The 24,426-nt window shown below is 50.9% G+C and carries 22 protein-coding genes; 4 read left to right on the top strand and 18 right to left on the bottom strand.

Annotated features, from left to right (window positions below; all coding sequences use genetic code 11):
* Window positions 1–26 precede the first annotated feature (26 nt).
* Entirely contained in the window at window positions 27–4,019 is a 3,993-nt protein-coding gene (locus DWV73_RS12330) for a glycosyltransferase (RefSeq protein ID WP_117796862.1), read from the bottom strand.
* 16 nt (window positions 4,020–4,035) lie between these two features.
* Window positions 4,036–5,616 (bottom strand): ABC transporter ATP-binding protein, encoded by a 1,581-nt coding sequence (locus tag DWV73_RS12325; protein WP_117796861.1) that lies wholly within the window; start codon window positions 5,614–5,616, stop codon window positions 4,036–4,038.
* Between the two features lie 199 nt (window positions 5,617–5,815).
* Between DWV73_RS12325 and DWV73_RS12320 the strand changes: the two genes are divergently transcribed.
* From DWV73_RS12320 to DWV73_RS13180, 4 genes are all read left to right on the top strand, one after another.
* Entirely contained in the window at window positions 5,816–6,280 is a 465-nt protein-coding gene (locus DWV73_RS12320; RefSeq protein ID WP_117796860.1) for a methylglyoxal synthase, read from the top strand.
* A gap of 87 nt (window positions 6,281–6,367) precedes the next feature.
* Window positions 6,368–7,684 carry an MATE family efflux transporter gene (locus DWV73_RS12315; protein ID WP_117796859.1) on the top strand — a complete coding sequence of 439 codons (1,317 nt, stop codon included), beginning with the start codon at window positions 6,368–6,370 and terminating at the stop codon, window positions 7,682–7,684.
* Between the two features lie 104 nt (window positions 7,685–7,788).
* On the top strand, window positions 7,789–7,962 hold the full coding sequence (locus DWV73_RS13185; RefSeq protein ID WP_347472261.1) for a hypothetical protein: 174 nt from the start codon (window positions 7,789–7,791) through the stop codon (window positions 7,960–7,962).
* Between the two features lie 104 nt (window positions 7,963–8,066).
* Entirely contained in the window at window positions 8,067–8,273 is a 207-nt protein-coding gene (locus tag DWV73_RS13180; protein ID WP_333549870.1) for a hypothetical protein, read from the top strand.
* Between the two features lie 134 nt (window positions 8,274–8,407).
* On the opposite strand, the gene DWV73_RS12305 is transcribed toward DWV73_RS13180, so the two are convergent.
* The 16 genes from DWV73_RS12305 to DWV73_RS12230 all read right to left on the bottom strand — a co-directional run bounded on the left by DWV73_RS12305 (window position 8,408) and on the right by DWV73_RS12230 (window position 24,320).
* Window positions 8,408–8,614, bottom strand: a complete 207-nt coding sequence (locus DWV73_RS12305) for a hypothetical protein (protein ID WP_107000704.1) — start codon at window positions 8,612–8,614, stop codon at window positions 8,408–8,410.
* A 436-nt stretch (window positions 8,615–9,050) separates the two neighbouring features.
* The gene (locus DWV73_RS12300; protein WP_107000705.1) at window positions 9,051–9,329 is read right to left on the bottom strand and encodes a helix-turn-helix transcriptional regulator; all 279 of its coding nucleotides are present in this window, start codon (window positions 9,327–9,329) and stop codon (window positions 9,051–9,053) included.
* Between the two features lie 17 nt (window positions 9,330–9,346).
* Window positions 9,347–10,477, bottom strand: coding sequence for a type II toxin-antitoxin system HipA family toxin (locus tag DWV73_RS12295; protein WP_117796858.1), 1,131 nt, complete (start codon window positions 10,475–10,477; stop codon window positions 9,347–9,349).
* A gap of 364 nt (window positions 10,478–10,841) precedes the next feature.
* The gene (locus DWV73_RS12290) at window positions 10,842–11,978 is read right to left on the bottom strand and encodes a hypothetical protein (protein ID WP_181357195.1); all 1,137 of its coding nucleotides are present in this window, start codon (window positions 11,976–11,978) and stop codon (window positions 10,842–10,844) included.
* A gap of 116 nt (window positions 11,979–12,094) precedes the next feature.
* Window positions 12,095–13,501 carry an MBOAT family O-acyltransferase gene (locus DWV73_RS12285; RefSeq protein WP_117796857.1) on the bottom strand — a complete coding sequence of 469 codons (1,407 nt, stop codon included), beginning with the start codon at window positions 13,499–13,501 and terminating at the stop codon, window positions 12,095–12,097.
* A gap of 137 nt (window positions 13,502–13,638) precedes the next feature.
* The gene (locus tag DWV73_RS12280) at window positions 13,639–14,454 is read right to left on the bottom strand and encodes an ABC transporter permease (RefSeq protein WP_117796856.1); all 816 of its coding nucleotides are present in this window, start codon (window positions 14,452–14,454) and stop codon (window positions 13,639–13,641) included.
* An 18-nt stretch (window positions 14,455–14,472) separates the two neighbouring features.
* Window positions 14,473–15,027 carry a dTDP-4-dehydrorhamnose 3,5-epimerase gene (gene rfbC, locus DWV73_RS12275; protein WP_022360048.1) on the bottom strand — a complete coding sequence of 185 codons (555 nt, stop codon included), beginning with the start codon at window positions 15,025–15,027 and terminating at the stop codon, window positions 14,473–14,475.
* A 90-nt stretch (window positions 15,028–15,117) separates the two neighbouring features.
* Window positions 15,118–15,501, bottom strand: coding sequence for a DUF2304 domain-containing protein (locus DWV73_RS12270; RefSeq protein ID WP_107000709.1), 384 nt, complete (start codon window positions 15,499–15,501; stop codon window positions 15,118–15,120).
* Between the two features lie 4 nt (window positions 15,502–15,505).
* Complete coding sequence (locus tag DWV73_RS12265) at window positions 15,506–16,243, bottom strand: glycosyltransferase family 2 protein (RefSeq protein WP_117796855.1); 738 nt, start codon at window positions 16,241–16,243, stop codon at window positions 15,506–15,508.
* Window positions 16,233–17,183, bottom strand: coding sequence for a glycosyltransferase (locus DWV73_RS12260; protein WP_117796854.1), 951 nt, complete (start codon window positions 17,181–17,183; stop codon window positions 16,233–16,235). The genes DWV73_RS12265 and DWV73_RS12260 overlap by 11 nt, the downstream gene beginning before the upstream one ends.
* Complete coding sequence (locus DWV73_RS12255) at window positions 17,180–17,998, bottom strand: glycosyltransferase family A protein (protein ID WP_117796853.1); 819 nt, start codon at window positions 17,996–17,998, stop codon at window positions 17,180–17,182. Before DWV73_RS12255 ends, DWV73_RS12260 begins: the two co-directional genes overlap by 4 nt.
* Before the next feature lie 54 nt (window positions 17,999–18,052).
* Complete coding sequence (locus DWV73_RS12250; RefSeq protein ID WP_117796852.1) at window positions 18,053–20,044, bottom strand: DUF2142 domain-containing protein; 1,992 nt, start codon at window positions 20,042–20,044, stop codon at window positions 18,053–18,055.
* 128 nt (window positions 20,045–20,172) lie between these two features.
* Window positions 20,173–20,892, bottom strand: coding sequence for a phosphocholine cytidylyltransferase family protein (locus DWV73_RS12245; protein WP_022360042.1), 720 nt, complete (start codon window positions 20,890–20,892; stop codon window positions 20,173–20,175).
* Window positions 20,889–21,980 carry an aminotransferase class V-fold PLP-dependent enzyme gene (locus DWV73_RS12240; protein WP_117796851.1) on the bottom strand — a complete coding sequence of 364 codons (1,092 nt, stop codon included), beginning with the start codon at window positions 21,978–21,980 and terminating at the stop codon, window positions 20,889–20,891. The genes DWV73_RS12245 and DWV73_RS12240 overlap by 4 nt, the downstream gene beginning before the upstream one ends.
* 196 nt (window positions 21,981–22,176) lie before the next feature.
* Window positions 22,177–23,460 carry a lipopolysaccharide biosynthesis protein gene (locus DWV73_RS12235; RefSeq protein ID WP_333549871.1) on the bottom strand — a complete coding sequence of 428 codons (1,284 nt, stop codon included), beginning with the start codon at window positions 23,458–23,460 and terminating at the stop codon, window positions 22,177–22,179.
* On the bottom strand, window positions 23,460–24,320 hold the full coding sequence (locus DWV73_RS12230) for a LicD family protein (protein WP_022360039.1): 861 nt from the start codon (window positions 24,318–24,320) through the stop codon (window positions 23,460–23,462). The genes DWV73_RS12235 and DWV73_RS12230 overlap by 1 nt, the downstream gene beginning before the upstream one ends.
* Window positions 24,321–24,426 lie beyond the last annotated feature (106 nt).

Raw genomic sequence — 24,426 nt, 5'->3', positions numbered from 1 at the left:
TATAATTTTCTATCTTTTACTATTTTTTATTCAAAATCTTCCTTAATCACATCCCAAGCCGCATCAATACTGAAATGCTCGCGGATATAAACCTGCGTTTTCTCTGCCAGGTCTTCCAGGCGTTTTTCGTCTTTGTAGAGTTCTACGACTGTCTCGGCAAATTCGTCCGGCTGATCCTTGACGAGGAGAACTTTTTCTACATCCGGGATTCCCTCGCTGCCGACGGAGGTGGTGACGATGGGGGCACCGTTATAGATAGCTTCTACCACCTTGCCCTTAACCCCTGCGCCGTAGCGGAGCGGTACCACTACAATCCGGCAGTTCCGGTACAGGTCTGCCAGTTCTTCTTCACTTACAAAGCCTTTGACGATGATGCCATTTCCAGGCTGTTCCAGCGCTTTGATCTCGTCGGTCACTTTGGAACCGACGATGTAGAAGTTGACCTTGATCTGTTCCCGGATCTTCGGGAATACTTCTTTCGCGAACCAGAGCACCGCGTCTGCGTTCGGCGGATGCGCAAAGCCGCCGACAAACAGAAGTCCTTCCCGTTTGGCGAAGTCTTTGTTCAGATTCTGTAAAAACTCCTCATAGACATATGCCGTGATCGCCTTGACCGGAATCGTCTCATCAACGGCGTGGATCGCCTCTTCCTCAACGTAGGACGGATAGTAGGACACCGCCACTTTGTGGAAGAGTGAAAACTCGATCGATTTCCAATATTCGGATTCCTGACGCTTCTTCACATCGCCGGTCAGCTCATACTCGCGGAACTCACGCATAAAATGAAGGTCGTGACCGTAATAAATCATCTTGATATCCGTGTGTTCTTTGATAAAATCCACATATTTTGTCGCGATATGCGGACGGTTCAGATATGCCACGTGGATATCTTTTCCATTTTTCACCAGCCAGTCCCAGATACCGGTCAGGTATTCCTGTCCGTAGAGGACCTCGATTCCCATCTGCTGCAGCGTAGACGTATACGGTTCCTCATGGAGGTAATTATCTCCGATAAATTTAACAACATACCCCTTTTTCAGGAACATTTTCAGGTACTGGAACGTTGTCTTGGAACCGGCGTCTTTGTCAAAGGTCGGCACATAGTGATCGATCACGACAATGATCTTTTTGCCCATGCTGCGCTCGCGTGCGCGGAATGGATTCGGATTGCCGTTGTTGACGCACTGATTCTTGAACTCTTCTTTCCATTTTTCTTTGAGTTTCTCGCTGTTTTCCACCTGATACCGTTTCAGACCGGTTCCGTTGACATCCGTTCCGTTGGAAATGCCTTCGAAATGGATGACCTTGGATTTTGGCTGGTAAACGACGCGGTAGCCCGCTTTCCGCACCTCAAATGCCAGATCCGAATCTTCGCAGTACGCCGGGGCAAACCGCTCGTCGAAACCGCCGATCTGCTTCCAGAGTGCGGTGGATAAAAGGATCGCTGCGCCGGAAATATAGTCTACATCCTTGACGTAGTTATATTCTGCCTTGTCCGGATCGTCGAGGCGGCCGTAATTCCAGCCGGAACCATCGCTCCAGATGATGCCGCCTGCCTCCTGTAAACGTCCATCCGGATATACCAGCTTAGATCCTACCATACCGATGGTGGAGTCAGATTCAATGAGATTTACCAGGGAGCTGAGCCAGCCTTCTGTTACCTGGGTATCGTTGTTTAAAAACATCACATATTTGCCGCGCGCCGCCTTCGCCGCCTGGTTGCAGTTGCGCAAGAATCCCTGATTGGTCTGATTGCGGCAGATCACCAGGTTATCGGCAAACTCCGCCAGATGCTCGGTGGCATCGGTTGAAACGTCATCTGCGATGATAACCTCATAACTCACATCCTTCGTATGCTCCAGAATCGACTGCAGGCACAGATAGGTATAGTGAATCTGGTTGTATACCGGAATTACGATGGAAACCGTCGGATTCTCTTCCTTCGGAAGGTGGATTTTTCCGTAGGTCAGATACTCCTCACCGATCTCAAAATCACCTTTGATAAGGTTCTTTCCTTCCTCTGTGGTGTACATCTTCATCATTTTACCCGGATGGAGAATCGTCCGTTTCCAGTAGCCGAGCTTCTTGCGGCGTACCGTGCCCTTTGGATAGCACCGGTTAAATGCCTGTCCGAGCTTGCGGCGCACCTTGAAAATGACCGCCTCATGACCATTTAAGTAGGTCAGCGTCTTGCCAAGCTCTGCATTTTCATGGCGCAGATCAGAAATGATAACGTCCAGATTCGCCACGTGGTTATTCGTCAGGCGCTGTACCTCCTGCACTTTGCGGAGTGCCGTATCTTTTTCCGAATTTTCTGCCCGGAGCGCATCCAGACGTTCGTTTGCCCTTGCAAGTTCTCCGTCCACATGGGAAAGATCGGCTAATGTCTTCGTCTTTACCATGTAATCTTCCTGGTAAGTGCGCTGGTTTTCCCCGTGCACGTACTCCTGGAAGCCGCGTTCCATCGCCTCGTAAAGCGAAAGCAGCTTCTCATCCGCCTTCACATACTCCGGGAACTGTCCGATAAATTCCCGCTCGGCCTGACCGCCCAACAGACTCTTATAACGGCGGTAGAAATAAACCAGTGTCCTGTATTTCACAAAGCCAGCCGGAACCGGGAATAAGAAGACCCACTCATAGTCGATCGCATAAGTTCCGTCCGCCGTCACCAGCATATTTTCAAAAAGGGCGTCAATGTTGGAGGCGCTGCAGCTCTCGTCCGCAAGAACTGCCCCTAAAGAAGCCCATCCGCCGCCATTTTCTGTCTCTTTATCCCGATAGGAATCCAGCTCGCCCAGCGCATTAAATACCTTGATAAATTCCGGTGTCACCGCAAATGGTTTGCGTTCCTCCGGGCGGATGCTGTAGATCTCATCCATCGCAGCCCGGATCGCGGAAACCTCCGCATCCGCGCCCTGGGCAGTCAGAATTTCTCCCAGAAGTTCCGCCCGCGTTTTTCCCTCTAAATACGGAAATACCGCTGTCATTCCCTCGTCCTGAAGCTCCGGTTTTGCCAGTTTCAGGGACGGATTCTGACGGTCAAGCACCTGATATTTTTCTTCGAAGGACTGGATGTGCGCCTTTCCCTCCGGATAGAGCGCCGTCTTCCAGACCTCGCGGGTTCCATTCTTTTCACGGATCTCTGTCCGGATCTGGAAGCGGTCTTCGCGGGTGCGGTTGTATTTCACATAGATAACGTCCTGTGAAGCATTCTCAGCTTCCGGCGCAGCCTGTCTCTGCCAAAAAACCAGAAATGCATTCGCAAATTCCGGGAACCGTCCGTCTTCGCAGGCTGCATCGAGCGCCGCCCCCATATCCATCAGCATATACTGCGGACAGTCATAGACCGGTAACACACCGGTCAGATCGCCTTTTTTCGGCAGATAGGCATCTGAAAAAATCTCTCCCGCCGTCCGGTAATCCGGCATCGGATAGTAAAATTCCCCGCCCGGAAGCAGCTGCTTCATTTCGTTCCAGGAAAGTGCGCCCGTCTCCCGCTCTGCGCCTGCCATGTATTTCACGCCAAACCAGTTGGAAGCCGCCGCAATCAAGGTTCCATGAGCAGAAAGAAGCTGTTTTGCGGCTGTCATCTGTGCCGCGCGTCCCGCTTTATCTGCCGCCGTCAACCCCCCGATCAGCATTACATATCCATATGTCCCGCCACGCTTTTCCGCTTTCATCGCATACGTCTCCACATCCGCACAGACATAGCGGATCTTCGCCGCCAGCTCGGGCTCTGTCTGGAAGCGGCGGCGTACTACCTCCAGATTTTCTTCGGAAGCATCCAGCACCGTTACCGACGATAAACGCCTGGCAAGCAGCCCTGTCAGCGCGCCCGCGTCCGCCCCGATCTGCAGCGCCTGCTGTTCCGGGTCAAATTGGCACCAGTCCAACAGGTTTTCCCGCAAATCTGCCAGTGCGTACAGATAGGAAAGCTTCTTATTTTCCCGCAGCGCCTGGCGCCGGTCACTGCCGTATTTATCAAACAGAGCAATCAGCTCCTGATTGATTTTTTTCATCTTATTTCTCCTTTTATCATGCCTGCAGATCTTCCTGTGCCGCCTCATCCGCACTAAGCGACTCCGCCTGCTTCGCTGCCTCTCCGGCCGGCGATAACCTGACCGCTACATCCGGCTCCATGTCGTAGACACCGACCGTGTTCTTATTAGAAATAACGGTAATATTTGCCACATCGTAGAGACGGTGGTACACCACGTGCTCGCCGCCTTCAAATCCGGTACAGCTCATGGACAGCAGGTATTCGCCGCCCTGCAGAGTCATCTTCTGCGTAAACGCGACATCGTAAATATCGCCCTCCTTGACCGGATGGACATCCGTTCCCTCAAACAGGGTGTTCGTGCCGGTCAGGTCGGTTCCTTTCTTATCCTTGATCGTATAAGTAAAGATCGGTGCCTGAATCGGTGCATTGAAACGGATGCGCTCGCGGATGGTAAACTCTTCGCCTTTTAAGAGCAGGTTAGTGATATTGCCGCGCGCGTCCACCAGTCCCAGATCGAAGATCTGCGCCCTTCCGTCGCCGTACTCCTCGCGGTTTGCGTTGATCGTCAGCTTGTCGCGCATTAAGCCCGGCTTTTTCGCCGTTTCTCCGTTCAAAGCAGCCGGATTTCCGGTGCCGTCCGATGCTGAAGCGACTCCATTTTCTGCGGTGCCATCCACTGCCCCGGAGCCGTTTATATTTCCGGCATCGTTATTTCCAGCCTCATTTCCAGATGCACCATTCTCCGCACTTCCGGCTCCTGCTTTCTCCGCTTTTACTACCTTGTCCCCGGAAAAATCGTTCATCACTTCCAGCTCGGCGCGCAGCGCGTCCATCTGTCCTGCCAGAATCTTTTTGTAGAGATCGACCATCTTGCCCGCCGAACCCTGTGCGATAAATTCTCCCTTATTGAGCAGCACTACCTTATCGCAGTATTTGATGATACTTCCCATATCATGGGTTACCATGATGATCGTCGTGCCGTTTTTGCGGATCTCCTCCATGCGGCGGTAGCACTTGGACTGGAAAAAGACATCCCCGACCGAGAGCGCCTCATCAACGATCAGGATCTCCGGCTCGACGTTGATCGCAAGCGCAAATGCCAGACGCACGAACATACCGCTCGAGTACGTCTTGACCGGCTGATAGACGAAATCGCCAATCTCGGCAAAATCGAGAATCTCCGGCAGCTTTGCATCCATCTCTTTTTTGGTATATCCCATCATAGTACCGTTCATATAGATATTTTCGATACCGGTGTAGTCCTGGTTAAATCCGGCTCCCAGCTCCAGCAGCGCCGAAATTTTGCCGCGCACCGTCACCTCGCCGGTCGTCGGCGTGAGAACGCCGGTAATGATCTTAAGGATCGTCGATTTACCCGAACCATTCGTACCGATGATGCCGACCGTCTGACCTTTTTCAACCGTAAAGGAAAGATCGCTCAACGCGTAGAAATCCTTGTGGTATTCTTTATGGCTGACGCTCAGCGATTCTTTCAGCCGGTCGATCGGTTTATCATACAGCCTGTATATCTTGGTCACATTTTTCACTTCGACCGCGTACTTCTCTGCGTTCTCCGCCTCTTGTGCCCCTGTGTTTGTTGTATTTTCAGCAGACATATATCTTTTTCGTTCCTCCTGTTCCACTATTCTCGTAGTATAGCATGTTTTCTATGTTTCTTGCAATTCCTGTACGCAGAAAAACACACCTCTTTCTATGTACTCACGAAAAACATTCGTATTTTTTTGTGAAATGTTTTGTATTTTCTTGACAATATCCAGATGCTATGCAAAAATCATGGCAAAGGAGGATGATTCTATGGATTTTTTAACAATGACAATTCGAAAACAAAAAAATATTGCACTCATCGCACACGACAATAAAAAACGTGAACTCATCGACTGGTGTGAGGCGAACAAAGAGATCCTCAAAAAACATTTCTTATGCGGAACCGGCACAACCGCCCGCATGATTACGGAATATACCGGGCTTCCGGTCAAGGGCTATAACAGCGGTCCTCTGGGCGGCGACCAGCAGATCGGTGCAAAAGTCGTCGAGGGACAGGTTGATTTTATCATCTTCTTCTCCGATCCCCTGACCGCCCAGCCGCACGATCCGGATGTCAAGGCGCTTCTTCGAATCGCCCAGGTTTACGATATCCCGATCGCCAACAATAAAGCGACTGCCGATTTTATGATTACCTCGCCGCTGATGGATGAGGAGTATGAGCATGACATCATCAACTTCCATCAGAATATTAAAGAGCGGGCCAAGAAGCTGTAAAAAAACACATTCTCCCTTGTATTTATTTCCATTCTTCGGTACAATGGTCGTTACCGTTTATGAGAATACATACAAGGGAGATTTTTTATGTTACAGAAATTTTTTAAATACATTTTCCAAAGCATGGCGGGCATGCTGGGAATTTCCGTCTACATCCTCGCAGACACCTATTTTATCTCGGTCTACTCCGGTGCAGATGGTCTGGCGGTCTTAAATCTGATTTTACCGGTTTACGGACTGATCTATGCGATTGGAGCAATGATCGGGATCGGATCGGCGACCCGTTATGCAATCGACCGTGCGCAGGGCAAAAACGCCAGCTTCTATTTTCTCTCCGCCGTAACCTGGGATATTCTCATCAGCATTCCGCTGGTGCTGGCAGGCATTTTCATCCCGGATAAAATCTTGCAGCTTCTCGGCGCAGACGCGGGGCTGACCGCGCTCGGAAAGCAGTATCTCCGCATTATTCTGGCTGCCTCGCCTTTTTTTATGTCCAACTACGCATTCACGGCGTTTGCGCGCAATGACAGCGCTCCGGCGATCGCGATGCTCGGCTCCATCGCCGGAAGTATGTTCAACATCGTGTTTGACTACATCTTCATGTTTCCGGCAGGTCTGGGACTGACCGGCGCGGCGCTGGCGACAGCATTCTGCCCGCTAGTGACGATGATCATCTGCGGCACGCACTACCTGGGAAAACACAATCAGGTCGGATTCCGTTTTCGCGCTCCATCCCTGCGCCACCTGATCGCCTGCTGCCAGCTCGGCGTATCCGCCTTTGTCGGCGAAATATCCTCCGCCGTGATCGCGATCGTCTTTAATTTCCTGCTTCTGGGACTCGCCGGAAATGTCGGTGTCGCCGCTTACGGCGTCACTGCCAATCTCTCCGTCGTTGCCATGTGCCTGTTCAACGGACTCGCGCAGGGCACGCAGCCGCTCATCAGCGAAAGCTACGGAAAAGGCGATCACACGCAGAGCCGCCAGTTCCTGACCTGGGGCGTCATCGCCTGCCTGATCGTGGAAGCGCTCATTCTGGTGCTGACCTGGAGCATGACCGATCCACTGATCCAGATCTTCAACCAGGAGCAGAACGCCGAACTTCTGCATTACGCCCACAGCGGGCTCCGGCTGTATTTCCTGGGCTTTCTCTTTGCTGGCATCAACATCCTGCTGGTTGCCTATTTTTCCGCCGTCGCGCAGCCAAAACCAGCCATCGCCGGTTCTCTGCTGCGCGGGGCCGTCGCTATCATCCCTTGCGCTGTCACACTGGCGCGCCTGTTTGGGCTGAACGGCGTCTGGTTGTCTTTCCTAGCATCGGAAATGATCACTTTCTTTGCTATTTTGCTGCTGGCAAATCCGGGACATTCTTCCAAAGAATTACATATGATAGTTACCCGTCCTTGACAGATTCTTAAAAGATCTGTCATGGGCGGGTTTTTTGTTGTTCTGAAATCCATCTTTCATTCAAACAAATTTCCCGTGAACTCTACGCAGACGCTTTTACCCCGGTGGAGGTGCTGCGGACGCTGCGCGCTGCCAGCCATCACTGCTATCTGCTTGAAAGCGCCGAGGAAAACCAGAAATGGGGACGCTACTCCCTTTTAGGCTACTCCCCGGCGATGAAGCTGACCTGCCAAAACGGCGTCTTAAAAATCCGCACCGGCAGGCAGAAGAGAGCTTAAACGAGATTGTCTCCCTGCTGCAAAGCGGCGCCAAAGCGGTTTTCCGGCCATTAAAGCTCAAAGAAGAGCTGGCTCCTGCTTTTTCGAAAGAGGAATACGGGGCAATGGTTGAGAAAGCCAGACATTACATCCATGAGGGCGATATTTTCCAGGTGGTTCTCTCCAATCCGATGACCGCCGCCGCAGAGGGCAGCCTCTTCGACACATACCGGGTTCTGCGGGCAGTATGGAAAAGACTGTGTGCCATATGTGGCAGAATACGTGAAATCCATGAAAAACGCGATTCGGTAAAAAAAGAAAACCGTCTGTAAAAGAATCTTTCATTCTTTCTCAGACGGTTTTCTTTTTCTGGCTTCAGAAGCCTTGTTCTGTCGTAAATGCTTTAGGTTGGTGGTAACTCATCCAATTCTGCCGGATGGTTATAAGCTTGCGAGCAGATTATCCATTACATTTCGCACAGAAACTCTTTTTCTACTTCTGCCTCAGACTCGGTATAACCTAACTGTGCAGCTAAACGATGTACCAGTACCGGCATTGCTTCCTGCTCTAAGGACTCGGAAACTACATGCTTTTCTGCTGGTGTGTTGTAATATGCCTGATATAAATTCTCCTGATATAAACCGTTATTGAATGTTCTTGTTGCTTTCATCATGATAATTACCTCCATCAAATAAAATTATATTTTTTCATATGATAGGCGGAAATCCATTGCAATATTCTTATGATACTATTACGATATCCGTCTGTGAAAATCTCTTGTTTCTTTCGATGGCAATAATATAACACTGTCAAACAAAAAGTACCATCCCCGGAAGTGGTATAAACTTATAAGTTATTTGCAATTATATAAACATAAGTTAATATATGTAATAAGTACCAATTTTGACACCCTGACTATGTACAAAAGTTACAAAAACATCCATATTTGAAATATAAACAAAAACGTCCGGCGGCGATTTGCGTATTTGTGCATCCCGCCTAAAAAAGAATGTACCTTGGCTCATTCGGGCGTCTCGCGCGGTCGCCTGCGAACGGTTCTGGCAGGGCTACGCGGATGGGCGCTGCCTACACAATGCGTGAACGGTGGCTTAACGGGATTCGCGGATTACCTCCTCAATATTTTTGTACGGAACCCGCGTAAAAAGCCCCCGCAGCTCTTCCGCCAAATCCAGTGCCATCGCGATTTTTGTGAGTGACAAAAGGGAAATCTGCCCCGTCGCCTCAAATCGCTTAATTGAGCCATAACTCACCCCACTCATGTCCGCCAGTCTCTGCTGTGAAATAGCGCGGCGTTTCCGGATGTTACGCAGCCGTGATGCCAGTTTCTGATCCAGTTCATCTGCAGTTTCCCAGATAAGTGCTTCCATATTGCTCTCCTGCCTCTCTAAAGATACTGACCTAACATGTCCTGCACACATGTACGAATCTGTTTTATCATTTCCATGCATCTCGTTTTTTTCATTCCGGCTGCAAGCCCAACTGCAAGCAGCTCCTTCTCACCCGGATTTCGTCCATTGCCATCTACGCTGGTCGTATGTTCCCCATAATATGTGTTGCTGTACGTCAGATCATACGCTGGTCCCAGGCGCCATTGCTCTTCCTCCTCCCGATATATATAAGTAAAATTCTTTGAATGATCATCCCGGTTGTGGGCAAACACATTAAAACACATACGGCGGAACATGTTTTCTATATCTTCTGCCTTCTCGTTCGTCAATATTTTCGTTAATTTCATCAATTGATGGTAATCCAGACTTGGCTGTTCAAAATCCAGTTCTAATAACGCCGCTGCCGTCAGCATATGAACCCGCTTTACCATCCCATTTTCTATTTCCCGATCAAATCGTCTGGTTCCAAAATATCCTTTGCATCGCCTTGAGGGAAACAATCTCGATTCACTCATGACAATTCCGCACTGTTTTGCACAGCACGCATAGTCATACTCCATCTTCCCTTCATCTTTTCCATCTATATGTGCCGGAAATTTAATCAGCCAGTCCTCTCCCTGAATCTGCGTCATGATTTTCGGGCGCGCACCTCCGCTTGTACCGCCCAGCCGGTACAGTTCATCCAGTTTGTCCGAGTATTCGGTATTTAATATTTTCTGGCAGGCCTCCGCAAGTTCGTCCAGATTATCATTTTTCTCCTCAACCGAAAGTTCCCGCTGCGGACGATAGGTCAACGCCCCCATCCCAGATCTTCCCACAACCGCCAGCCGGTCTAACACTGTCCAATCGTCTGGCTGCTGCTTATGCGCCAGCAAAAGACGCCGCAAAAGCAGGCGCCCCCACGCATCTGGCAGGCTATCCGCAAACACCCCAAACAAACCTTCAAAATAATCCTTATTTGGAATAAACACCTGCTTTTTCAAAGGCAGTGAAAACGGACTGATCGAAAATCCCTCTTCCAGCCATGCATCATCATACTCAAATGCCACCTTGTGATTCGCTGTTAATGCAAGAGTTCCTACCAGTCTGTCTTCATACATAACCTGAAGTTTCTTTCCTGTCTCCATCCGCCCTATCCTTTCTCCTTTATTATCCCATAAACACAAACTTTGGGGAAATTCTATTTTAATTTTTTCCATTTAAATCATGGATAATATATTATCTATTAATGCTATTTTTTATTTGTTTTGTATAATATATTATCCATTTATTTTAATCTATCCACCCCTGATTTTCAAGCCTTCTACCTTCGCTTTTCAAAATTTCCCTCTTTACATCCTCTTCCATTTTTTTATAATAACCCTCGCGCAACAAAATATGGAATCAAGAGGCATAAAAAAAGAATCACCCGAACTAGCACTTTACGAGTGATTCTTTTTATTTAGTTTTAAAAAAACTTTGCAGCCCCCTTCCGCCCGGACATCCGGCACCTTACCCGTCCTTCTCCGGCACCTCATCCCGCCAGACAACCGTCTCCACATCCTCAAACAGCTCCTGGTTGCGCTCGACCGTCAGATAGACAAAATCATCCGGCTGGTACTCATCCAGAAGCGCCTCCGTGTACGTGTCAAAGGTCGCAAACACCGTTTTCCGGTACAGCTTCGGCATAAAATATTTAAGGTTCTGGCTAAAGGAATCGCCTACCACCAGAAGTGTTTTATCATTCGGCGAATCCGACTCAAACACTGCAAAGCTGTTGTCCTCGTTCATATCCACCGTCGTAGCCGTCACCTCCGGCAGATAATTCTGAATCACATATTCGGTATCGTCGCTGTACTCTGCTGCCATGTTAAGCATCCGCGCCAGGTCTCCGGACGCCGGTCCTGCCGCCTCAATCGAGACTGCACTGAGCGGTGTCGAGGTTCCAAGCAAAGTCTGTGCAATCTGCTGGCTTCCGATAAAAGAGCCGATCTGGTTCCAGTGCGTATCATATTTGTAATAAAGCTGATACGTGTCCGCCTCTTTCAGAAGCTCCGGCTTCATGTCATACACCGGAAGTCCCTGCGCCGCAAGCTCCGGGAGCGCCGCATCCAGACGCGACTCACTTCCGTATACCCGGACCGAATCCGGCATATATTCCGCATAGACACTTTCCTTGTTGGGTGCCTCAAACATCACAAACCGGATGCCGCGCTCTTTCATTTTCTCGTTTACCGAGGTAATCGCGTCCGCCAGCGCTGTTTTCTCATCCGCCGTATAGAGATTTGTCCGCTGATAATCCGCCAGCGCATCCTCGCCGTCCTCCGAAACGGTGTAAAACAGCCAGTTTTCTTTTCCGACCGTCACATCCGAAATCGAGCTTTCATTTAAAAGCTCCAGATCCAGCTTTGTCTTCGCCTTGACAAACAGATTTTTAAACGGAACATGGTCGTTGTAATACGCTTCAAATTCCGTCGGAATATTGTCAAAATTGGCAGCCGACAGTTCCGGAAAGGATGCCAATTCCCTGTTTTCATAATTCTGCTGGTCCAGATGGCTCCTGACCGCCGGATAGACAAGCGTCGGCAGCACCAGGCTCGCCGCAAAGGAACCAATCAGAAGTATTTTTGTCCCTGTCTCTCGATTCATATCTCTCGTTTTCTTCTCCCTGCATGAATCCATCTTTCTGTACTTTCACGCCCTGCCGCCCATGCTTTCATTTTTATGTTCTCATTGCACAGGCAAGCATGCTTTCTACACCGCTTTTAAAAACGGAAATAAATAAATGGATTGTATGTATTGTTGACGAGCAGCAAAATGGAAAACCACAGGATCGCCATGTAGCCGATCCAGCTTGTGACCGTCACCGATCCATCCTGCGCCAGCACGCGCCCTTTCCATTTCATCCAGAACCACTGCACCGGACCGCATGCCAGCAGCGCCGCCGCCAGAAACACCCAGAGTTTCCGGTTCATGTAGCGTTCCATCAAAACGACTGCACTGTGCGGCACAAACATATACCGGATAAAGGAAAATGCCTGCCCGATCGTGTCCGCGCGGAAGAAAATCCAGCCGATCAGCACGACAAACACCGCATAGATGTGCGCCAACGGCCGGAATTTCTCCTGCTTCAGCCATTTTCCCAGAAAACAGCGCTCCAGCACGTTGAAAAAGCCATGGTAAATGCCCCAGAAAATGAACGTCCAGCCCGCTCCGTGCCAGATGCCGGTCAGCAGAAAGACCGTCCAAAGGTTGACATACGTCCGCGCCGTGCCCCTCCTGTTTCCGCCGAGCGGAATGTACACGTACTCTTTAAACCAGCTGGAGAGAGAAATATGCCATTTCCGCCAGAAATCCTGGATCGAAGTCGCTGTGTACGGCAGCCGGAAGTTTTCAATAAATGTAAAGCCAAACATTTTTCCAAGCCCAATCGCCATGTCCGAATAGCCGGAAAAATCGAAATAAATCTGCAGCATATAGAGAAGCGCCGTCAGCCAGAGCATCGCCTGGCTCACATCCGCCGCCTGATACGCGTAGACCGCGTCCACCACCTCGGCAAAGGTATTTGCCAGGATTACCTTCTTTCCCAGACCGAAAATAAAGCGTTTCACGCCGTAAGAAAAGCCCTCCAGCGTGACGGTCCGGTTTTCGATCTGCTCCTCGATGTCATGGTATTTCACGATCGGTCCCGCTATGAGCTGCGGGAAGAAGGAAATATAAAGCATCATGTTGAGCGGATTTTTCTGTGCCTGATTTTCGCCCCGGTACACATCCACCACGTAGGAAAGCGCCTGGAAGGTATAGAAGGAAATTCCGATCGGCAGCGTCACCTGAATCGCCGGAAGCGCTATATCAAACCCGCGAAGCAGCGGATTCAGCACCTCGGCGAGGAAATTGTAATATTTAAAATAGCCGAGGATCAGAAGATTGAGCGTCACGCAGAGCGCCAAAAGCCATCTCTTTTTCCCGAATTTCTCCACCAGACGCCCGAAACCGTAGTTGAGCAAAACCGAAGAAATCATGAGCACCACATACCGCGGTTCGCCCCAGGCATAGAAAAAGAGGCTGAATACGGTCAGGATGCAGTTTTTGAACGGTTTGGGGCTCACGTAGTAGAGGAGCAGGATGCAGGGGAGAAGAACCCATAGGAAGATGATTGAGCTGAAAACCATTTTATGTAAACTCCTATTGATAAGTTGTCGCAGAAGGGAGCTGCCGGAGGCGGCACTGGCAGCTTTTCAGATTATCGTTGTTCGCATCTCGATAATCTAATAGCCATCAACACCATCTACAGCAGCTCCCTTCCCTTCTACAGTACGTCTGAGAAATGGGGACGAAGTTTTTTGAATACCTTCAGTCCTATTATCATCAAAATAAATGTTACCACCCAGAAATAAATCGTCATCGTCGGCCGCTCGAAGAACCAGCTTCCCGTAAGCATGCTGTCGCGGTAGCCTGCGGCGATGTAGTAGAATGGGTTAAGCTTGAATACCCACTCCAGCCAGGATGCGCGGCTGGTAAAGATTGCCTCGTCGTACATGATCGGGGTCAGCCACATGCCGAACTGGAGGCAGATGCCGACGATCTGCGCCATATCTTTAAAGAATACCTGCACGGCGCTGGTAAAATAGGTAAACGCCAGTCCAAGCATCGACGCCGCAAAGGAATAGTATAACACCTGAATCCAGGTTGCAGACGGCATACGCCCGTCAATCAGGTACAGCCCCGCCATAATGATCAGGAAGCAGGCATGTACCAGGAAACAGGAGATAAGCTTGATAACCGGAAGCATCTCCACCTGGAATACTACCTTTTTAACCAGATAATGGTACTCCTGCAGGCAGTTTGTGCCCGTATTTAAAATCTCGCTGAAATAAAACCACGGGATGATACCCGGCGTCAGCCAGATGACATAGGTCGCCCCCGGAACCGGCGGCGCATTTTTCATGCCATGTTCACCGAAGATGAACGCATAGATCGCGATCGTAACCATCGGCTGAATAAACATCCAGACAATTCCAAAGTACGAGCCGACAAAGCGCTTGCGGAAATCCGCCTTGGCAAGCTCGGTGACCAATTTTCTTTTTCCTATCAGTTCCCGAAACAGGGAAATCAGTTCCCGCATTCTATCCTAACTCCATTCTTAAAATTTGAATGCATCCCGGAAGCCGCCCCATTTCTGGTCTTTCTCCGAAATAATCAACTCCATGCCTTCCTCGATCGGCCACTCAACGCCAATCTCCGGATCGTTCCATGCCATACCGCCCTCATCGCCAGGATGATAAAAATCGGTACATTTGTATGCAAATTCTGCCTCATCGGACAGTACCAGGAAGCCGTGTGCAAATCCTTCCGGAATGTAGAACTGCTTCTTGTTCTCCGCGGAAAGAACCACGCCAAACCATTTTCCGTAGGTCTCAGAACCGGTACGAAGGTCTACCGCCACATCAAATACGGTACCGCGCACAGCACGCACCAGCTTGCCCTGCGGATACTGTTTCTGGTAATGAAGTCCGCGCAGAACGCCCTTGACAGACATAGACTGGTTGTCCTGTACAAATACCATGTCGAGTCCCGCCTCATGGAAATCGTTCTGATTGTATGTCTCCATAAAATAACCGCGCTCGTCCTTGAAAACAGTCGGTTCGATTACATAAAGTCCCTTGATGTCACATGGTGTTACTTTAATCTTTCCCATTTTTCTATCTCCTTCTTATGCAGATATTTCAATTCATTTTTCAATACGTAACTGGCATCATCCTTTTCGGCTGTGCCATCTTTAACTATATCATTCGTTTTTCTGGCTGACAACCTTTTTTACAGATGTTTGTGCCTCTTTCCCCCGCTCATTTTCATCCAGCGCAATCTTCTGCGCCAGATCCTTGACCTTCGTCTCCAGCTGCGACTGTTTGATCGACATATGGAACATTTTCACAATCAGGAGGAAAATAACCGCCAGATAGATAAAATTGGCAGTCGTGTACGTTCCCGCCAGCTCCGCCAAAAGATCCGGCAGCCCCGGAAAGATACTGAACACAATGAGAATGGACGAGAATCCCAGCCAGAAAATCGAATCCTCGATCTGGAGTTTTGACTGCCGGATCTTCCGCATAATCATAAAGGTTGTCAGGATCGACACGACGATCAGGACAACTCTGAGTGTTGGCGTCATGGCGCTACCTCCTCTTTCTGAAATTCTGGATTAACAGAATCGAAATCAGCATTTTAAGCATATACCGCATCGCATTGACCGGTGTCAGGTAACTGACTCCCAGAATCCGTTCATCCATGATGACCGGCACCTCCGCCACCCGCGCGCCCTGGCGGATCAGGTAGGAAACGGTGTCCGGCTCCGGACCGTAGTTAAGCCCCGATGCAAATTCGCAGATCATGCGCTTGCTGAACATCCGCATTCCCGAGGTCGGATCCTTGATATTGACACCAGTTGTGAAGCGGATCGCCATCTCGATCAGATTACTTCCAAGCATCCGCATCGTAAATGGCTTTTTCTCCCCGACAAATCGGGAACCGATGACGATATCGTAACCTTCTTCCATTTTCTTGATCATGGATTCCAGATACTCCGGACGGTGCTGTCCGTCTCCATCGAGCTGGACCGCATATTGATATCCGTACTTGTCGGCATATTTAAGTCCCGCCTGAAATGCCCCCGCCAGTCCCAGATTGACCGGAAGGTTCAACAGATTATATCCATTTCTCTGGCAGATCGCCGCCGTCTCATCGCGCGATCCGTCATTGACGACCACATAATCATACTGCGGAAAATTGGCAGTCAGATGGTTCACAACCCGCTCTATATTTTCGGCTTCGTTGTACGCCGGTATGACTATCAAAAGTTCGGCTTTTTCCGCCCCAGAAGCTTCTTCTGTGGACAATAACGCCTTATCTTCCATCGCCCGCTTCTCCTTCCCAGTATGCCGGATTCATCGTCAGGCTTCGAATCAGCCCCTCCGGCAGCTTTTTATAATGCTTTCCCAGCCAGTATCCGGCATATTTGCTTCCGCTCGCCATCACAAGCTGCGGCAGAAGAAGCGCGTGGCCATTTTCCACCAGCCATTTCGCTGTTTTCTTCACCAGACGGATTCCCTCGCCCTCCGAATGAAGTCGCCCAAACACCTCGGGGTGATCCGCCTGCGATACGCCGAGGTCGAAATTCCGGTGCAGCTGCTGCATCGCCGTATAATTGTGGGAATGGATGACCTGCGCGTCCGCCGCGTAGGCAATCTGATACCCGGCTTCCACCGCGTGTCCGGCAAAAATCATATCCTCGTTGAAAATGGTTTTCTTCGTAAATCCGCCAAGCTTCAGGTAAATATCCCGCCGGTATGCCGCGCAGACATTGGAACAGAAATACGTCTTGATTCCCAGCTCGTCCTCGTCCTCTTTCCCTTTCAGACGGCTCACCGCCGGATAATTAAAGTCCCTCGTATACCGTTCAATCACACCGCAGTCCGCCGCCGGAAGCTGTCTCGCATATGCTGCCGCCACACGTTCCGAAGCATCCAGCGCCTCCAGAAGCTCTTTCACCAGATTCCGGTCATACGGCACGCAGTCGTGCGTCATGCAGATGCAGACATCCGCATCTGATTTCAAAATTCCCTCATGGCGCGTCCTTCCATGGTCAAATTCCGACTGGCGGATATGGCACACGGTCAGCTTTGTATCTTCCCCCTCAAATAAGGACTCAAACCGCTCAGCATCCCAGTACTTTTCTTCCGTATTCATGATGATCACACGGCCCACCGGCACACTCTGTTCCAACAGCCGCCGCAGAAGTTTTTCCAGCTTATCCCCCGGTTTGAACGTAGGTATAATCACATCGGCTTTTCTCATTTTTCGTACTCCTTATAGGCTTTTCTGTAAAAATGCATCAGAATCTTTACCATCCAGTCCGGCCACATTTTCCGGAACATCGCCATCTCATCCGCCGGGCGCCGGTTGTCCTCGATGCAGGCTTTCGTCGTCGCCGCCGCATGAACGCGGTAGGCAATCAGCGGTTTTTCCGAACAGATAAAACGCCCTTTTTTGCCCGCCAGCTCGTAAAGGTTGTCCCAGTCCAGCGCAAAATCATACTCCGAATGGAACATATCGTCCCCAATCTGTTCTTTATTGTACGTGCAGGACGGACAGCAGATTGAATTGCCAAACCAGACACTGCTCCGCTTGATCCATGTGCGGTTTGCCAGGAAACGAAGCCGCAGCGGCAGGCGCAGTATCTTTTTTACCAGCCAGACCATGTTAAATGGCTCCGGAATGGCTTTCATTTCCCCCTCTTTCTCCGTCATGCGGATCGTGAGATAATCGCTCGTAAACAGCAGCAGATCCGGATATTTCTTCCAGGCTTTTAAAAGCTTTTCGGCATAATCGCTGCGGTATCGGTCGTCCTGATGCGCGATCGTGACAAAACGCCCCTGCGCTTTTCCATAGGCAAACATCCAGTCCTCACGGATATTGCTCGCCCCGTCCCGCACATAGAGCGGCACCTGATACCGCGCTGTCAGCTCCCGGACATAGCTGCTCGGCGTCGAGGTACAGCAGATCACCTCCGATTTGACCGTCTGGCTCGTCACCGAACGCAGACATTCTTCCAGATACGGCGAATCCTTGTATGCACAGACCGCAAATGTATGAATGATTTCCTGCTGCATCTCGTTTCCCCTTCTCTCCCGTTTTTCATGCCGTGGTTCCGGCTTATATCGCTCTTACTGACAGAACCTCATCCAGATATCCAGATAAACCGTCGCCGCCAGAATCAGCGCCGCCGCTCCCAGCACCAGCGCATGATAATTTTTATTCTCTATCCGCACCATCACCCGCTCCGGGTTTAAAACCAGCCAGACAAGCGGCAAAAATGGCAGGTAATAGCGCCCCTGTACGCCGTCGATATAGGTATTACCCGGTCTGGTGAATGCAATGTACATCGAAGTCCAGACCAGCACTGCCGTTCCCGCGCAGAGTATAAATATCCACAGCTTCTGTTTTTTTGACAGACGTTTTCCACAGGACGACTGCCCGGCTGTGAGGATAACTGCCGCCGAACCGGCGTACAGCGCCCACGGAAATGACATCGTTCCCGTGTGTCCCAGAAGCCCCAGCGAATTTTCGCCCAGCACATAGGACGGAAGCGTCCGGAACAGGTTGCAGATCAGCACCCACGCGTAGGCAAGCGGCTGTCCCAGAATGTACGCCATCTGCCCTTTCTCGCTGGTGCTGTCGCCTCTCGTATCCCCGATATCGCGCGGCGCGATCAGAACCGGCAGGATGAAGGATAACATCATCAGACCGCAGATCACGATAAATCCACCCTTCATCAGGTACATTTCCCGTTTAGAACGGAACTTTTCTGCCGGAATCATCAGTCCCAGAAGAATTAGCGGCGCATATACCGCCTTGACGCGGCAGCCCCAGACAAAGGTAAGCACGATGAGCGCATACGATTTCCAGTCCATTTTCCGCCCGCCAAGCGCCGCTTCCAGAATGCCCGCGAAGGACAGCCACAAAAATGCCGTGACGGTCGGGTCATAGGAATATGCCCCCGCCAGCATCATCGGCTCAGGCATCAGCGCCAGAAATGCCAGGATTGCCTTGCCGACCGGTGTTTTTTTGATGGCAAAATACAAAACTGCCACATAGACATAGAGATTTCCCAGCCGCCCCAGCTTATACAGGATTCCAAATGGGATATGAAGCAGCCCGCCCGCTTTCAGCACCAGCGCCGAGCCCACATATCCGGTCATCGTCGTTTTGTTGAGATCCGTACTCCAGAGATGTTCACCGTGCCGGTAACCCGCATTCTGATTCAGATACGAAGTGAGCGCCGCCTGCTCGTCCTGGTTTTCCGGCTGGTTGTACGGCCAGGTATCTACGCCCGCCGTAAACTCCTGTAAAAGCGCCGGATCCGCCTGCACCGGCGTCCGGTAATTTGCCATCCAGAACGCCTGCGCGAAATGCACTTCCTCATCCCAGCTCACCTTATTTGCCGGGAGCGACAGTGAAAATATTGTTCCAAACGTCAGGGAGATCAGCAGAAATCCAACCTCGATGCACTTTGTCACGAAATCCCGGAAACAGAGAAGTGCGATCAAAACCGCCGCCGCACACCAGAAAAGTCCCAGCCGGTACCAGTTGATACCTGCCCGCGCCACCGTCGCAAACCCGGTCAGTGCAAGCGGCATCCCGCCAAAATTCATGTAGGAAAGCCCTTCTTCGTCTAGATCCTCCCGCGTAATCAGAAGATCCACGTAGTCCAGCTTCCCATTCACCGGAACCGAAGAAAATTTCAGCACCCGGCAGTTGCGGTCCACGACCATCTTTGCGTTGTGCTCCCGCTGCTCGCCGTAGATGTTGCGGTAACCGAGGCGGACGGTAGCATTTAACAGACCATCGTAATCATAATGGTAAAGAAACTGGCTGACATAGCTGCCGTCCAGCGGAATATGGAGATAACCGCTTGCATCCGAAAGCTGCAGCACCTCTGTTTTTTCTGTCTCTACCCGCTCAAATCCGCTCACCTGCACCTCGTCCAGAGCGATCGTCCGCGTCGCCTGCCGCGTCCATCCATTTGCCCGGAGCGCCGGGAAATTGCAGACAAACTCGCCCAGAACACCGATCACAAAGACTGCCACAAGCGCCAGAAGCAGCCGCAGCACATCTTTTTTCTCTATTCGATTGATAAAATGCCTGTTAAACTGCATCTGTACTTCTCCCTTATTTTTCCCGTTTAAATTCGGTAAATTTCTGCTGCCACCACGTTTTCTTACGGCACTTTCGGTTCCAAAAGCGCCTACCCGTGAACCGTGTTTTGTCTTTCAAATCAAGCGCTCTAGCGCACTATCTTCTCCACGCCCCTGTGTTCCAGGATGCGCTCATAATCCTCAATATAATCAACCTCCGCCCAGAAATGCCCGCTGACGTCCTCGACATAGACCGGCTGCTGCCCGGTCATGCTGTAAACAACATTTTCCCACCAGACGCCGTGCTCCTGGCGGTCGATCATCTCCTCCATCCGGCAGATAAATTCCGGCATAAATGCCGCTGAAAACCGTCCGATTCCGATGTACTCGCCCGTCACATCATCCCCGGTCAGCTCTTTTCCATATTTTTTCAAAATTCCATCTTCATAGAAGAACTTATAATCCGCTGTCTCCCGGCGGCTCTCGTCCGCAAACATCACCGGGCTCCTGCCCTGCGCGAGGATCCGGTCAAGCAATTTTTCCTCCAGGTATACATCACCGTTCATGATCAGCAGATCGTCCCCTGTCAGGAACTCCTTCGCAAACCATGCAGACGCGATGCTGTTTGTCACATCATAAAACGGGTTGTAGAAAAAGGAAACTCCCTTGTCTGCCAAGACCTCGCGGATCACCTGCGCCTCATAGCCCAGCACGATGCCGATATCCTGGATGCCGCGGGAATGAAGCAGGTCAATCGTGTACTCGATCAGGCATTGCCCGCCGCCGATATCCACCGTACATTTTGGTTTTCCCGACAGATAACGCGAGATCCGGGTTCCCCGTCCCGCTGCCAGAATCAATACTTTCACAGAAGTCCCCTCCTTTGCATATCTTTCCACGCCGCAATCAGGCTGTCATTATCTTCCGGCGTCAATGCGCCGATATGACCGACACGGAACACCGTGTCGGCAAGCGCGCCGCCGTTCGGGCAGATCCAGATGCCGTATTCATCCTTCAAAATCTCAAAAATCCGATGCGCTGAGACCGCTTTCCCCTCTTTGTCCACGCCCGTCGGGTGAAGCGGCGTCAATGCCGCCGAGAGAGAATTGGAAACGATCTCAAACGGAAGATCTTTTATTTTGCTTCGGAAATCCTCCGCCTGACAGCGGATCCGTGCCTGTTCTGCCGCAAGCCCTTTTTCCTCGATCATCGTCAGCCGTTTATGAAGCTGTAAAAGCACTCCGACCGCTGGTGTAAACGGCGTCTGCCCCCGCTCGCCATTTTTCAGGTAGTCGCGCAGATCAAAATACATCGAGCGGACCGCCGTCTCCTGCACTCTCGCGATCGCACGCGCCCCCAGCACCAGAATTGAGAGTCCCGGCGGAAGTGCCAGCGCTTTCTGAGAACCGGTCAGCACCAGATCAACGCCCCATTTTCCCATCCAAAATGGATCGGCAAGAAACGAGCTGACCGCGTCAACCGCCAGAATCAGCTGGTTTCGTCTGCAAAAGTCAGAAATCAGCTCCATATCATAGAGAACGCCCGTGGAAGTCTCATGGACATTGACTAAAAATCCGGTAAATCCTTTTCCCTCATACGGTGCCAGGTCTTCTGCCCGAAGTGCCCGTCCGCTCTCCAGCCGGATCTCCTCGTGAGGAACTTCATGGATATCACAAATTTTCGCAAACCGCGCGCCAAAACTGCCGCCGTTTACGACCAGCACGCGGTCGCGCTCTGTAAAAAGGTTCATGACTGCCGCTTCCATCGCCGCCGTGCCCGAACCTGTCAGAAAAACCGCCCGTGCATCCTCGGGCGCCCCGGTGAACTGCTTCATCAGGCGCTCATTTTCCTTCATAATTGCAGAAAATTCCGGTGTGCGGAAATATGGTACTTCTTCCGCCCCGATCGCCCGGATTTCCTCGTCCATCTGAACCGGTCCTACCGCAAAATTAATCATACATTTCCTCCAAATCTATCTAATGTACTCTCGAAATCTTTCTGTGCTCGATTTTGTGAGATGATTTTTTGTCAGTTGTGCCCAAATTTCTGAGGCGTACGCGGTGCGTACGTTGATGAAATTCGGGTGCGGCTGGCGGAAAATCAGCCACAAAAGCAAGTGCAGAAAGACTCCGAGAGTACATTCTAAACAAGTTCTATATCCCGCGTACCCGTCTCCGGTACATCACAAGCGACGTCAGTCCAAAGCAGGCAGTCAGTGCCGCCATCAAAAGCAGATACGAAAGCGCTCCGCCCAGTAGTCCTGCCGCGCGTACGCAGGGCGAAGAAATAAGGAGCGCCGCTGCCGTCACACCGACATAACCCAGAAAAATACGTTTCTGCTCCTGCATAATGATGAGTGCATAATAAAACAGATTCACATACGCATTGAACGCGCCGCCTAGAATGATAAACACCAGCGCCAGACGGCATTCCCGCAGCATGTACGCAATTTTCGGATATAATATTGAGAGAATCGGAATTCCGAGAATCCAAGCACCCCCGACTGCCAGCACCGTAAGCGCCGCGATGATTGCCGCCAGCCGTCCTATCGTCCCGGCAAATTCCGGGAGCACATTCCGCTCCCACTGATCCGAGAGTTTCGTGATATACGGGCGGATGACGAAGCCTGCCACCAGATTGATGACGCTGGTCGGCATGAAGATCGCACCGAATACCGCCTGATACTTGTCCGCCATATTGCCCTCGATCGCATATTTCGCGGCAGAAAAAATATAAAAATCCAGGATAACCGATAAAAACAGGACTACATTTTCTTTAAACAACAGCCCGACACGTCCGGAGCGGACCTCCCAGTCCACCTGCGGCAGATGACCGATTACCGAAAAATCAAACAGGCACACGCCCGCCAGCTGCGCCAGTACTGCCGCCAGGCAGGAGCCGACCAGGTTATGGGTCGCATTCAAACAGCCCAAAAAGACACCGACTGATAAAACCGTCCGGAATGCGTTTGATTTGCCCGTCAGATACAGGCGTCCGTCACGCTGAAATTCTGCCTCATAAGCGTCCGCGAAACCATCGATCACCTTGTACGCTACCATCAAAAATACCGTCGCCGCCTTGACAAAGGCATAGTCCCGGTTGATCACCGTCACATAAAAAAGCCCGGCCACCAGTGCCGCACCACAGGTCATCAGGCGCAGCCGCAGATATTCGCCAAACGTAAACCGCCGCCTCGTATCCGTGATCTGGAACGGGCGGATGCCAAAATAGGCCACCATAAACATATGCTGACCAAATGTAGAATACGCAAAGGAGAAGATACCGCCCTCATCCTCGCCGACAATCTGGATGACCGCGATCGTCAGCACCATGGACGCCAGCGCATAGAGAAAGCTCCCTATCATATTCCAGCTCATATTTCGTTTTTCAATCTGCCCGTCTCCACCAATCAGGGCGTTCGCTAAATATTTTATCACTACAGTATCTCTTCCTTTGAAAATTCCAGCCGGCTCGGTGTGTGTGTTTTACGCTTCTCAACCGGCGGAAGCTGCATGAAATCGCCGTACATATTTGTCAGCATTTCCTCGATATTTCCCGGAAAATTCATGCGTCTGCCCTCAAATTCCAGCTTCCGGAGCGGATAACAGCGTGTCCGGTCCACGACATTCCAGTATGGGCTTGTGTCCGGCAGAAATGCCATCCGGCGTGTCCGGTATTTATTGTATTTACGGCAGACCCGCTCACAGCGCATCCGCAGCCACTGAGGCGAGATATGGAGCAGCTTCATCGCCTTGTAGACCATCCCGCAGACCGCCCAGATAAGCTTCGCCTTGATGCCCCGCTGCTGCAGCGTCGGGCGCGGAATCGCCCGCAGAATCATCAGCTTACTCCAGAACCATGCCGTCCACGACTGAATCTGATATAGAACCGGGTTGTCCGCCACATTGTCAAGCACATACAGATCCAGAAAGATACCGAACGGACAGTCCACATCCTTCATAACCTCCTCGACAAACACCGTCCCCTTCTTTACCAGACGGGTCGTCATCAGCGGATAATTGGGATATCGCTCCGCATTGAGAACCAGATACCGGTCGCTCATCTTCTTTTCCACGATCCGGAGCAGGTGCTCAAAATCCCGCCGCGGCATCGCAATATCGATATCATCGTCCCAGGGAATAAATCCCTTGTGCCGCAGCGCACCGATTCCCGTTCCGGCTATCCCGAAATATTCCAGATGATAGTCTTCACAGATCCGGATAAAATCATCCAAAATCGACAAAATCTCTCCCTGCAGCTGTTTCAGAACTTCTGGCTCATAAAATTTACTGTCCATATCGATGTCTGTCCCCTCCACCAAGCCCGCAGAATACCCCACTCCTGCCGCAGCCGATCATATTTTCCTTAATAGTACGAGGGTATTCTACTATATTTTAAAGGAA

It is taken from the genome of Clostridium sp. AF12-41 (assembly GCF_003461685.1).
Lineage (GTDB): Bacteria > Bacillota > Clostridia > Lachnospirales > Lachnospiraceae > Otoolea > Otoolea fessa.
The sequence above is the reverse complement of the archived record's forward strand: the minus strand, read 5'-3'. Positions and strand labels throughout refer to the sequence as shown.

Coding starts and splice junctions, on each gene's coding strand:
- DWV73_RS12330 (WP_117796862.1), bottom strand. CDS start 4,019: ATGAAAAAAATCAATCAGGAGCTGATTGCTCTGTTTGATAAATACGGC.
- DWV73_RS12325 (WP_117796861.1), bottom strand. CDS start 5,616: ATGTCTGCTGAAAATACAACAAACACAGGGGCACAAGAGGCGGAGAAC.
- DWV73_RS12320 (WP_117796860.1), top strand. CDS start 5,816: ATGGATTTTTTAACAATGACAATTCGAAAACAAAAAAATATTGCACTC.
- DWV73_RS12315 (WP_117796859.1), top strand. CDS start 6,368: ATGTTACAGAAATTTTTTAAATACATTTTCCAAAGCATGGCGGGCATG.
- DWV73_RS13180 (WP_333549870.1), top strand. CDS start 8,067: ATGGTTGAGAAAGCCAGACATTACATCCATGAGGGCGATATTTTCCAG.
- DWV73_RS12305 (WP_107000704.1), bottom strand. CDS start 8,614: ATGATGAAAGCAACAAGAACATTCAATAACGGTTTATATCAGGAGAAT.
- DWV73_RS12300 (WP_107000705.1), bottom strand. CDS start 9,329: ATGGAAGCACTTATCTGGGAAACTGCAGATGAACTGGATCAGAAACTG.
- DWV73_RS12295 (WP_117796858.1), bottom strand. CDS start 10,477: ATGGAGACAGGAAAGAAACTTCAGGTTATGTATGAAGACAGACTGGTA.
- DWV73_RS12290 (WP_181357195.1), bottom strand. CDS start 11,978: ATGAATCGAGAGACAGGGACAAAAATACTTCTGATTGGTTCCTTTGCG.
- DWV73_RS12285 (WP_117796857.1), bottom strand. CDS start 13,501: ATGGTTTTCAGCTCAATCATCTTCCTATGGGTTCTTCTCCCCTGCATC.
- DWV73_RS12280 (WP_117796856.1), bottom strand. CDS start 14,454: ATGCGGGAACTGATTTCCCTGTTTCGGGAACTGATAGGAAAAAGAAAA.
- rfbC (WP_022360048.1), bottom strand. CDS start 15,027: ATGGGAAAGATTAAAGTAACACCATGTGACATCAAGGGACTTTATGTA.
- DWV73_RS12270 (WP_107000709.1), bottom strand. CDS start 15,501: ATGACGCCAACACTCAGAGTTGTCCTGATCGTCGTGTCGATCCTGACA.
- DWV73_RS12265 (WP_117796855.1), bottom strand. CDS start 16,243: ATGGAAGATAAGGCGTTATTGTCCACAGAAGAAGCTTCTGGGGCGGAA.
- DWV73_RS12260 (WP_117796854.1), bottom strand. CDS start 17,183: ATGAGAAAAGCCGATGTGATTATACCTACGTTCAAACCGGGGGATAAG.
- DWV73_RS12255 (WP_117796853.1), bottom strand. CDS start 17,998: ATGCAGCAGGAAATCATTCATACATTTGCGGTCTGTGCATACAAGGAT.
- DWV73_RS12250 (WP_117796852.1), bottom strand. CDS start 20,044: ATGCAGTTTAACAGGCATTTTATCAATCGAATAGAGAAAAAAGATGTG.
- DWV73_RS12240 (WP_117796851.1), bottom strand. CDS start 21,980: ATGATTAATTTTGCGGTAGGACCGGTTCAGATGGACGAGGAAATCCGG.
- DWV73_RS12230 (WP_022360039.1), bottom strand. CDS start 24,320: ATGGACAGTAAATTTTATGAGCCAGAAGTTCTGAAACAGCTGCAGGGA.